This is a genomic window from uncultured Boseongicola sp., assembly GCF_937988555.1.
Classification (GTDB): domain Bacteria; phylum Pseudomonadota; class Alphaproteobacteria; order Rhodobacterales; family Rhodobacteraceae; genus Boseongicola.
The window spans coordinates 1-10,341 of the sequence record NZ_CALJXO010000064.1 but is presented as its reverse complement, the minus strand read 5'-3'; the positions used below and the strand labels follow the sequence as shown (position 1 = coordinate 10,341).

General features: G+C 54.6%; 10 protein-coding genes and 2 pseudogenes. 9 read left to right on the top strand and 3 right to left on the bottom strand.

From position 1 onward, the window contains the following. Positions 1–337: FtsX-like permease family protein (locus tag Q1B15_RS03875; RefSeq protein ID WP_299750412.1), on the top strand; the 337-nt coding region annotated here is incomplete at its 5' end. Then, positions 334–1,011, top strand: a complete 678-nt coding sequence (locus tag Q1B15_RS03870; protein WP_299750410.1) for an ABC transporter ATP-binding protein — start codon at positions 334–336, stop codon at positions 1,009–1,011. The genes Q1B15_RS03875 and Q1B15_RS03870, both read left to right, overlap by 4 nt. Positions 1,012–1,155: 144 nt before the next feature. Here the strand turns inward: Q1B15_RS03870 and Q1B15_RS03865 are convergent. Together Q1B15_RS03865 and Q1B15_RS03860 are read right to left on the bottom strand one after the other, a co-directional pair. Continuing rightward, positions 1,156–1,344 (bottom strand): annotated as a pseudogene (locus Q1B15_RS03865) (IS30 family transposase); the annotation flags it as partial. Between the two features lie 45 nt (positions 1,345–1,389). Continuing rightward, positions 1,390–2,310 carry a LysR family transcriptional regulator gene (locus tag Q1B15_RS03860; protein WP_299750407.1) on the bottom strand — a complete coding sequence of 307 codons (921 nt, stop codon included), beginning with the start codon at positions 2,308–2,310 and terminating at the stop codon, positions 1,390–1,392. 113 nt (positions 2,311–2,423) lie between these two features. On the opposite strand from Q1B15_RS03860, the gene Q1B15_RS03855 reads away from it, so the two are divergent. The 6 genes from Q1B15_RS03855 to Q1B15_RS03830 are packed head-to-tail and all read left to right on the top strand — an operon-like array spanning position 2,424 to position 8,697. Then, entirely contained in the window at positions 2,424–3,485 is a 1,062-nt protein-coding gene (locus Q1B15_RS03855) for a dipeptidase (protein ID WP_299750404.1), read from the top strand. Between the two features lie 54 nt (positions 3,486–3,539). After that, positions 3,540–5,135, top strand: a complete 1,596-nt coding sequence (locus tag Q1B15_RS03850; protein ID WP_299750402.1) for an ABC transporter substrate-binding protein — start codon at positions 3,540–3,542, stop codon at positions 5,133–5,135. After that, positions 5,136–6,194 carry an ABC transporter permease gene (locus tag Q1B15_RS03845; protein WP_299750399.1) on the top strand — a complete coding sequence of 353 codons (1,059 nt, stop codon included), beginning with the start codon at positions 5,136–5,138 and terminating at the stop codon, positions 6,192–6,194. Further along, positions 6,195–7,109, top strand: coding sequence for a nickel transporter permease (gene nikC / locus Q1B15_RS03840; RefSeq protein WP_299750396.1), 915 nt, complete (start codon positions 6,195–6,197; stop codon positions 7,107–7,109). Beyond that, the gene (locus tag Q1B15_RS03835) at positions 7,106–7,960 is read left to right on the top strand and encodes an ABC transporter ATP-binding protein (protein ID WP_299750393.1); all 855 of its coding nucleotides are present in this window, start codon (positions 7,106–7,108) and stop codon (positions 7,958–7,960) included. Before nikC ends, Q1B15_RS03835 begins: the two co-directional genes overlap by 4 nt. A 2-nt stretch (positions 7,961–7,962) precedes the next feature. Further along, complete coding sequence (locus Q1B15_RS03830; protein WP_299750415.1) at positions 7,963–8,697, top strand: ABC transporter ATP-binding protein; 735 nt, start codon at positions 7,963–7,965, stop codon at positions 8,695–8,697. Positions 8,698–8,886: 189 nt separating this feature from the next. On the opposite strand, the pseudogene Q1B15_RS03825 reads toward Q1B15_RS03830, so the two are convergent. After that, positions 8,887–9,039, bottom strand: a pseudogene (locus Q1B15_RS03825) (IS256 family transposase); the annotation flags it as partial. A 659-nt stretch (positions 9,040–9,698) separates the two neighbouring features. On the opposite strand from Q1B15_RS03825, the gene Q1B15_RS03820 reads away from it, so the two are divergent. Then, positions 9,699–10,256 carry a CIA30 family protein gene (locus Q1B15_RS03820; protein ID WP_299750390.1) on the top strand — a complete coding sequence of 186 codons (558 nt, stop codon included), beginning with the start codon at positions 9,699–9,701 and terminating at the stop codon, positions 10,254–10,256. Positions 10,257–10,341 lie beyond the last annotated feature (85 nt).

Sequence of the window (10,341 nt, the reverse complement as noted above, 5' to 3'; positions counted from 1 at the left end):
TGCCTCGGCGTTGTTGCTGTCCACCTATCGACGTCGCCCTGAGATCGGAATCATGCGAGCGATGGGGGCCCCGCGCAGCTTTGTCGTCTTCGTCTTCGTCACGCAAGGGGCTTTGATCGGACTGATGGGAGGGCTCATGGGGGCGGCACTGGGATACCTTGCGCTTCTACCCTTCCCCTCGCGGGATGCGTTCGAGCCGGGAATGTTGCCGATGGACATAACTCAGGGCTCCTATGGCCTCGCCATCACCCTGACTGTAGGTGGCGCCATCCTCGCCTCGATACTACCGGCACGCTCAGCTGCGCGGGTCGATCCGGTCACGGCGATTGGACAATGAGCAAGCTTCTGGAGGTGCGCGACCTGGTTCAGACATACGGTACGGGCGAGGTGGCAACACGCGTGCTGCGAGGTCTGTCCCTGAAGCTTGAGACCGGAGAGATGGCCGCTTTGCTGGGCCCATCGGGTTCGGGCAAGAGCACGCTTCTGACGATTCTCGGAACGCTGATGAAGCCAACATCGGGCAGTTACGAGATGCTCGGCCAGGACATGATCGCCGGCGATGACGCCACGCTGACGGATTTTCGCAATCTCCACATCGGCTTCGTGTTCCAGTTTCACAACTTGCTGCCCGACTTCACGGCCCTCGAAAACGTAGTCTTTCCCACCGCCATCCGAGCGGGACACGAGACGCCGGCTGCCCGTGCTCGTGCGCGCGCACTGCTGGTGCGCATGGGGCTGGCCGACCGGATCGACTTTCCCACGACCAATCTTTCGGGCGGGCAGAAACAACGCGTCGCTGTCGCGCGGTCTCTGATGAACTCCCCCGAACTCGTGCTCGCCGACGAGCCGACCGGTAACCTCGACCGCGCCTCTGCGATGCAGGTGATGGAACTGATCGCGGAGATCAATCACGAGGAAGGCACGACCTTCCTGATCTCGACGCATGACGAGAAGATCGCAACACTTTGCCGTCGCGAGATCGTGGTGGGGGACGGTGTTGTGACGGGATAGGACGAGCCAGGGTGAGAGCGTGTGCAGGTGCGATTTTGGGAGTGCCAACTCTTTGGACCCCCAGACAATATGAGGCAATTTGGGTGAGGATGATTTGTGTGATGACGTATCGGCTTGACTCAATGCCCACTTCGTCCGGCGGGATCAACCGGTCGACGCAACACCTGCATTAGAACGCCCTGCGGGGGTTTCGTATCCCAGCGTCTTTCGAGGTCGTTTGTTGAGCTGTCTTGCAACGGCACTCCGCTTAGCTTGACTATTTATCGACAAATTCGTGCCTGTTAGGAAGTACTGTCGCAGCAAGCGGTTGGTGTTTTTATTTGTCCCGCGTTGCCGCACACCGCCCGGTAGTCGCTGCTTGCAGCGATGAGAGCGGCTCTATGCAATTGCGTCGACCTTTTTTGAATGTGGATCGGAAGGCGTGTGCAGCCTGAGATGTCGGACAAATGCGCGTGCGACACGCGGGAGTGGCCGTTCATCTGACATCACGAAATAGCTACGGTATTCGATCGGGGAGACAAAGTGGCGAAAAGCAAGTTCACCTGAGCGATAGTGGAATACCGGAAACGGATTGACGACCGCTATTCCCAGCCCTTCTTTGGCCAGATCGACAGCCGCGAATGACGTTGAAACTTCTGCCATGATACGCGGTTTACTGCGTTCTTGATTGAGTATCCTATCAAGCTGACTGCGACGAGCATGGCGTTTTGAAATCGCGACAAAGGGTTGATTATGCAGGTCAATCGGATGCACTTCGTCTCGTTGCGCAAGCGGGTGGTCTGCGGTCATGACGCACACCGCCGATGACACGCGATAGGCTAGGGATTTGACGCCAGACCTTGCCAGTTCGATTCCCGTCAGGCCCAAATCGAAACGATCATCTAGTATGCCACGGGTAACCTCATCCGAGGTGCTCACTTCAAGGCTGACAAAGAAATGCGGGTTGATTGCTAGGAAACTGGCGATTTGGCTTACAAGGAAGCGATGAGCGTAAGTGGGTGGCGCAATCAGGCGAAGGGTCTCAGGCACCGGTTGGGCAGGGCCATCAATCCTGTCGAGCGCCTCGAACAACGGGTCTAGACGGTGGTTCAGCCGAACGGCTTCTCTCGTTGGGCGCAATCGACCGGCTTCACGTTCGAACAAGTTGAGACCTGTGCGCGCTTCAAGGCTGCCGATCGAGCGGCTTATGGCGGATTGCGACAAACCCAGCCGTTCGGCTGCAGACGTTGTTGTTCCGCCCTGCATCAATGCACGAAGGGCCTGATATTCGGGCAAGCTGTGCCACGATTTGCGCGCCATTATAGCCCTCTTGCAGAAACCACATAGGAATATGCGTATAACTCATAGAGTTTCGACTCGTCCATGAAATAAAATTCGGTACTGTTGCGTTAACAAAAAATCCGGGGACTGTATTGAACGCTGCCACCACGCCTATAATATTTGATGGTCATAATGACGTGCTGCTGCAGCTCTATCGTGCAGGCGGTCTGTCAGCGTCGGAGAGCTTTGTCAGCGGGCGTGACGGTGCATTGGATGCGATCAAAGCGACGGCCGGCGGGTTTGGTGGCGGCTTCTTCGCGGTTTATATCCCGTCGCCGTTGGACAATGCGTTCAAAATGGAAGAGATGGCAAAGCCAACCTACGACTTGCCATTGCCTGATGTCATCGATTGGGAAGACGCACTACCAACTGCCATGTCGATCGCGGCGATCCTTTTTGATCTGGAAAACAAGGGCGCATTGAAAGTCTGCCGCAGCGTTGCTGATATCCGCGCGGCACTGGCCGCTGGTCAGATTGCGGCAATCTTCCACATTGAAGGCGCCGAGGCTATTGACCCGGATCTGCACACGCTTGAAGTGCTGTATCAAGCGGGGCTGCGATCCATTGGCCCGGTCTGGAGCCGCCCGACCATCTTTGGCCATGGCGTGCCGTTCCGGTATCCCAGCGATCCCGATATCGGCCCCGGCCTGACGGATCATGGCCTACGACTGGTCAAGCGGTGCGATGAGCTTGGAGTGATGATCGACTTGTCACACCTGAATGCCGTCGGATTCTGGGACGTTGCTCGACATTCCACCAAGCCGCTGGTGGCCACGCACTCCAATGCCCACGGCATCTGCCCGCATTCGCGAAATCTGACGGATGACCAACTGGCGGCGATCAAAGATAGCGACGGCATGGTAGGCCTGAATTTTGCAGTGGCGTTCCTACGCGAAGATGGGCGGATGATCGCCGATGTGCCGCTGAACCAAATGTTGCGGCATTTGGATTATCTAATTGAGCATCTGGGCGAGGATCGTGTCGGTCTGGGCTCTGATTATGATGGGGCGATTGTACCGGAGGATGTGACGACCGTCGCTGATCTGCCTAATTTGAGACAGGCCATGGCAAAGCACGGGTACGACGATGCGTTGATGACCAAGCTGTGCCACGGAAACTGGTTGCGCGTGCTCGAAAAAACCTGGGGGTCCTAACCTAGCCAAGCACGCTCGACATTATGGAAAACCAAACAGGAGAGGTAAAGAATTATGAATGCTTTTAACCGCTTACTATCTACAGCGGCCATCAGCCTTGCGGTCGGATTAACCTCCGTTGCCGCCATCGCCGAAACGCCCGCAAACATGCTGGTGATCGCCAACCGGATTGACGACATCACCACAATTGATCCTGCACAAAGCTTTGAATTCGCAGGCTCTGATGTCAGCCGCAACATCTATAACAAACTGGTCAACTTTGACCCGTTGAACTTGGATGCGGGCTATCAACCCGATCTCGCCGAAAGCTGGACAGTAAGCGAGGATGGCCGCACCATCACTTTCACCATGCGTGAAGGCGTCAAATTCCATTCGGGCAACCCGGTGCGCGCTGAAGATGCCGAGTTTTCGCTGCGCCGCGTCGTCACGTTGAACAAAACTCCATCTTTCATTCTGACACAATTCGGCTTCACTGCCGAGAATGTCGGTGACACTATCGTGGCCGAGGGCAATACCCTTCGCATTACGACGGACAAGCGTTATGCCACGTCCTTTGTATTGAACTGCCTCACCGCCACGATCGGCGGTATCGTCGACAAGGAAGTGGCGATGGCCAATGAAGTCGACGGCGATCTGGGCAATGCATGGCTCGCGACAAACTCTGCCGGCTCCGGTCCTTACGTGCTGCAAGGCTGGAAACCGAACGAAAGCGTCACATTGGTCAGCAATCCTGACTATTATGGCGGTGCACCAGCAATGGAACGTGTGATTGTACGCCATGTGCAAGAAAGCGCGACCCAACGTCTGATGCTGGAACGCGGTGACATTGACGTCGCACGTAACCTGAACCCCGAAGATATCGCTGGTGCGCGCAGTGCAGACGGCGTGGCCATCGATGACGAATTACGTGGCCGATTGATGTATATTTCGGTCAACCAGAAGCACGAAATTCTGTCCAAACCCGAAGTGCGCCAAGCGATCAAATATCTGGTCGACTATGAAGGTATGCAGAACAGTTTTCTCAACGGTCAGTACACGATCCATCAGAACTTCTTGCCACGCACCTATCTGGGTGCTGTGGATGAGAATCCGTTCAGCCTGAATGTCGAAAAGGCCAAGGAATTGCTGGCATCTGCCGGCGTTGGCCCGTTCGAGATTGAAGTCGGCGTGCGTGAAGCACAAGAGCGAATTGAGATCGCTCAGTCGTTGCAAAACACGTTTGCGCAGGCAGGCATTACGCTGAACATCACAGTGGGGACCGCCAAGGCCATTCTGGGCCGTTACCGGGCACGGGAACTGGATATGTATATGGGTGCCTGGGGACCGGACTATCCGGATCCACACACTAATGCCGGCACATTTGCGTTTAACCCCGACAATACTGACGAAGCTGGAGCGACGGGCCTTCTGGCTTGGCGGAATGCTTGGGACACCGGTGGCCTGACGGCCAAAGTCGAAGCGGCTGTTGTCGAAGGCGACCGGGACACACGCGCACAGATGTATGCGGACATTCAAGCCGAATTTCGTGACATCGCGCCATTTGCAATCCTATTCCAAAAAATCGAGCAGACAGGCCGCAATGAAGCGGTCCAGAACCTCAATCTGGGCGGTGCGATTACAGCCGTATCTTACTGGCCCGTTACCAAGTAAATGGCATTGGCAGAAAACAATAGCGAGGGGCGCCGTAAGGCGCCTCTTGAGCTTTGGATCAGAACCACGTTTCTGACGCTTGGCTCGATCATAGTGACCATGCTTGGCCTGATGTTCGTGACATTTATCATCGGACGGGTAATGCCGATTGATCCGGTTTTGGCGATTGTCGGCGAGCAGGCCTCTAAATCAACCTATGACGCAGCCTATGAGCAACTCGGACTGGACCGGCCGATCATCGTTCAGTTTGCCTATTACGTCTGGGACGTCATCCATGGTGATTTTGGCAAGTCCTTGCTGACTGCCCGCCCTGTCTCTCAAGACATTGCGCGGGTGTTTCCTGCGACTTTGGAGCTTGCCTCAATAGGCGTTTTCGCCGGGATCGTGCTCGGTGTGCCATTAGGCGTTGTTGCCGCCGTCAAGCGCGGATCGTGGATCGATCAGGTCGCAAGGGTCATCGCTCTGGTCGGCTATTCGATGCCAATCTTTTGGTTAGGCCTGATGGGCCTTTTGATTTTCTATGGAATTTTGGGTTGGGTCGGTGGCCCGGGCCGCGTCGGAATTTTCTATGTCGATATCGTGCCCTCAGTGACGGGCATGATCCTTGTCGATAGTATCCTCGACCGAAACTGGCTGGTCTTCAAAGACGCGCTAAGTCACATAGTGCTGCCTGCATCCCTTCTGGGTTATTATAGTCTCGCATATATCAGCCGCATGACGCGGTCATTTATGCTGGAACAATTGAGCGCCGAGTACATCACAACTGCACGCGTCAAAGGCATGTCGGAAAGCGCCGTGATCTGGCGTCATGCGTTCAAGAACATTCGCGTTCAGCTGATCACCGTGATCGCGCTCAGTTATGCGAACTTGCTTGAAGGGTCTGTGCTGACCGAGATTATATTCAGCTGGCCTGGCATCGGTAGCTATATCACTACAGCGCTACTGTCTGCCGATATGAACGCTGTGATGGGCGGAACTGTCGTGGTTGGTCTGATCTTCATCCTACTCAATATCTTCTCAGATCTGCTCTACAAATTCTTCGATCCAAGGGCGAAGTAGATGGTGGATATCCAAACATGGCGTGCTTGGTTACTAACCGACACACCGACCTCTCGGCGGCATGCAAAACTATCGACTCTTTATCAAGGCTGGCTTTCGTTTCGCGGAAATACGATGGCGATGGTCGGGTTGTGGATCTTGATCCTTCTGCTGCTGACCGCCTTTGCAGCACCGTTGCTTGCCCCACATGACCCCTTTGCCCAAGATCTTGCCAACCGCCTGCAACCTCTGTGGTCTGACGGGCATGCTTTTGGCACTGACAGCCTTGGTCGTGATATACTCAGCCGCCTGATCTATGGCTCTCGCATCACGCTTTATATCGTCGCTTTAGTCGCCCTGATCGCCCCCATATCGGGCCTTCTGGTAGGGACTGTCGCGGGCTATGTTGGTGGCTGGACCGATCAAGTGCTCATGCGGATCACGGATATATTTCTGGCCTTTCCGCGCCTTGTTTTGGCATTGGCTTTTGTAGCAGCCTTGGGCGCAGGAATCGAAAATGCTGTTCTCGCAATCTCTCTGACCGCATGGCCACCCTATGCCCGTATCGCACGAGCAGAGACCTTAACGATACGATCCTCGGACTATATCAGCGCTATTCAGTTACAAGGTGCCGGCGCGATGCGCATCATCACCAAACATATCTGGCCGCTGTGCATCTCGTCTTTGATCGTGCGTGTGACGCTTGATATGGCGGGTATAATTCTTGCAGCCGCAGGTCTGGGTTTTCTGGGCCTTGGCGCGCAACCGCCCAGCCCGGAATGGGGTGCGATGATTTCTGAGGGGCGCAGGTTCATTCTCGATCATTGGTGGGTTGCCACAATGCCCGGCATGGCAATCTTCACAGTTTCTTTGGCCTTCAACTTGCTCGGTGACGGGCTTCGTGACGTGCTTGACCCGAAGGATAGTGAGAAGTGACGTTGTTGGATGTCGAAAACCTTTGGGTGAAATTCCCATCACGCCAAGGCGTCTTTGACGCAGTGCGAGGCGTGTCATTTACTTTGGGGCGCGAACGGCTTGGTATTGTGGGCGAGAGTGGGTCCGGCAAGTCAATGACAGGCCGCGCCATCCTACGCCTGATCCGTCCTCCGGGGATCGTGACCGCCGACCAGATCTCGCTGGAAGGTGACGATCTGATGCTGAAGTCTGAGCGCCAAATGCGCGACGTACGCGGCCAACGGATCTCCATGGTCATGCAGGACCCTAAGTTCTCTCTGAACCCGGTAATGACTATCGGCCAGCAGATCATCGAGGCCTACCGTCTACACAACAAAGCGAGAAAATCAGAGGCCTACGCTAAGTCGCTGGAGATGCTTGAAGCGGTCTCAATCCGGGATCCGGAACGCGTCATGCGCGCTTATCCGCACGAAATGTCGGGTGGAATGGGTCAACGTATTATGATTGCAATGATGCTGATCCCAAACCCCGAAATCCTTATCGCGGATGAACCGACCTCTGCTTTGGACGTCTCAGTCCAGCGGCAAGTTCTATCAATCATTGACAAGCTGGTCACGGATCGAGGCATGGGGCTAATTTTCATCAGTCACGATCTGAATCTTGTTGCTGACTTTTGCGATCGTGTGCTGATCATGTACTCGGGTCGCATTGTTGAGGTTTGCGACGCTGACAAGCTGCACGATGCGCAGCATCCCTATACGCGCGGACTACTCAATTCTTTGCCCCGTCTGGATGCTCCATGTGACAAACTGCAAGTGCTGAGCCGCGATCCAGCATGGTCCGAAGCCCCAAGTGTGAGTGCGCGCCTGTGAGTATGTTAAACGTGGATAATTTGAGCGTTTGGTTCGGGAACGGACGTGACCGTGTTGACGCGGTGAGAAACGCCAGCTTCAATGTAAATCGCGGTGCCAGTTTTGGTCTAGTCGGCGAAAGCGGGTCCGGAAAGTCCACCATCCTGCGCGCGGTGATGGGGCTCACCCCGAACTGGTCTGGCGCGATTTCCGTCGACACGAAACCCGTCGACAAGACGCGCCAAAAGTCCTTCTACAAAGTCGTCCAGATGGTATTTCAGGACCCTTATGCGTCGCTGCACCCGCGCCATTCCGTGGATCAAGTATTGGGAGAGACACTCTATCTACACGGGTTTCGCGATATTGACGCCCGCGTTGTGAAGCTGCTGGATGATGTCGGTCTCGGCGGAAAATTTCGCTTTCGCTATCCACATCAACTGTCGGGCGGCCAAAGGCAACGCGTCGCTATCGCCCGCGCTTTGGCTCCGAAACCCAGCATCCTGCTGTTAGATGAGCCAACCTCAGCACTTGATGTATCGGTCCAAGCAGAGATCCTCAACCTGCTGACCGATTTGCGAACGGAACACGGATTGACCTATATAATGGTCTCTCATGACTTGTCCGTCGTGGGGCATATGTGTGAACAATTGGCCGTTATGAAAGATGGTGAGATTGTAGAGATCATGGAGGTTGAAGCGCTACGAAAGGCGCAAGCAAGCCACCCCTATTCGCAAGAATTGCTAGCGGCGTCGATCTGAGGGACTGATTTGCATTTCGGACGCCATTTTTTCTAAACTGGACTTTGGCCGCATTGCGGAAATTCGGAAATGGGAATCAAAGCTAACTTTCGCGGCAATAGACACCAATGGCTGCCCTTCCCAAATCTAATACGCTCTGCATACCCAGCTTGCGAAACGAGCTATGCCCGAAAGTTGGTGACGGCTTGATCAGGCGGCGTTTTGAAGTTGCTTGATCCCGTCCTTGAACTCAACCCCTTCAATGATCTCGGTCATTCGGTTTGCCCCGTCAAGTTTGCGCCATTTCGTCCGCGCTGACATCATCAGCTTGAACGCCATGACGAGGCCGGTTTTGCGGCTGAGACCCCATTCATCCGCCCCGACTAGCACCAGAACACATTGTTTTTCCTCAGCCATTCGAGGTCGGAAGTAGACACCATCCATTGCCCGGCAGGCGCATCCACAGGATGCTGCCGAGAGGGGCGCCATGGAATGTGTTTGCTACTTGAGGGCATCACGCTCCAAGGCGCGCGCACAAACTGGCCTACTTTTACTCCGCCCTAGTGGCAGGATTTTACGCCTTCGTTGACTTGCCATCTGTCTTCTAATGGTCAAGATAGGTCCGGTGCATGTGCAGGTGGTATCGTGCTGCCGCTGCAAAAGATGGACCGGGACAGACCCATCAATACTCTCTAAAAAAGCCACACCCAGCGGCAACACATTCAATAAATGGTATCTGTTATCCGTTATTCAAGACGCGAGAACATATTGAAAAGTCGGCAGGACGATGCAGGCGTGGTTGTTGAGGGCTCAGGGGCAGTCAGGTCGACTGAACGAACAACATCATTTTCTGTCATGAAAACTGGACGCTATCGGATACCTGCAATTTGGGACATCGAGATGTTAAAGTGCGAACCAAGAGGAGATGTAGGTCCGCATGAAGATATTTGTCCTACTGTGTCTCGACATCGTTCAATTCAATACCCAAGTGAATGATCCTGCTTCAGGATGAGCATCCAATCATGCGCTTTGTCTTAAATCTATCTGCCTTTGCGTTCCTGATGCTCCTTGCGCCCGTGGCCGCCTTAGCTGAGGATATTATGGTAGAGAATTTTGAGTTCCAACCGGAGGCCCGGTGGAGTTTTTTCACTGACCGAGTCATGGGCGGCGTGTCCACTGGGCAGGCTACCTTCGTAAGCGAAAACGGCGATCTCTATGCGCACATGACCGGGAAGGTGAGCACCGAAAACAACGGTGGATTCATCCAAATTCGAATGGAATTACCCAATGCTGCTCCTGAGGGTTCCTCGGGTGTGCGCCTATTGGTGCGTGGCAATGATCAAAGGTATTTCGTTCATCTTCGCACGCGTGGAACAATGCTTCCCTGGCAATATTACCAGGCCGGTTTCGAAGTGGCGCAAGATTGGACTGAGGTCCGATTGCCGTTCACAGCCTTTGAACCCTCCGGCAGGCTGCTTAGAAATGTACCGCGTGCAAGTAGCCTCAAATCCATTGGAATTGTTGCTTTTGGCCGCGAACATGACGCCCAAATCGACATCAAAGAGGTAGGTTTCTTCTGAGAGATTGTCCCCACTTCCGGTGTTGGCAAGCTCAGGTTTCACGCCAAGCTTTGTGCAACTGAGTTGAAGAGAACCGAATGAACCG

What these genes read in the sequence shown, in the direction of transcription:
- Q1B15_RS03870 (WP_299750410.1), top strand. Translation starts at nt 334, where the DNA reads ATGAGCAAGCTTCTGGAGGTGCGCGACCTGGTTCAGACATACGGTACG.
- Q1B15_RS03860 (WP_299750407.1), bottom strand. Translation starts at nt 2,310, where the DNA reads ATGGCGCGCAAATCGTGGCACAGCTTGCCCGAATATCAGGCCCTTCGT.
- Q1B15_RS03850 (WP_299750402.1), top strand. Translation starts at nt 3,540, where the DNA reads ATGAATGCTTTTAACCGCTTACTATCTACAGCGGCCATCAGCCTTGCG.
- Q1B15_RS03845 (WP_299750399.1), top strand. Translation starts at nt 5,136, where the DNA reads ATGGCATTGGCAGAAAACAATAGCGAGGGGCGCCGTAAGGCGCCTCTT.
- nikC (WP_299750396.1), top strand. Translation starts at nt 6,195, where the DNA reads ATGGTGGATATCCAAACATGGCGTGCTTGGTTACTAACCGACACACCG.
- Q1B15_RS03830 (WP_299750415.1), top strand. Translation starts at nt 7,963, where the DNA reads ATGTTAAACGTGGATAATTTGAGCGTTTGGTTCGGGAACGGACGTGAC.
- Q1B15_RS03820 (WP_299750390.1), top strand. Translation starts at nt 9,699, where the DNA reads ATGCGCTTTGTCTTAAATCTATCTGCCTTTGCGTTCCTGATGCTCCTT.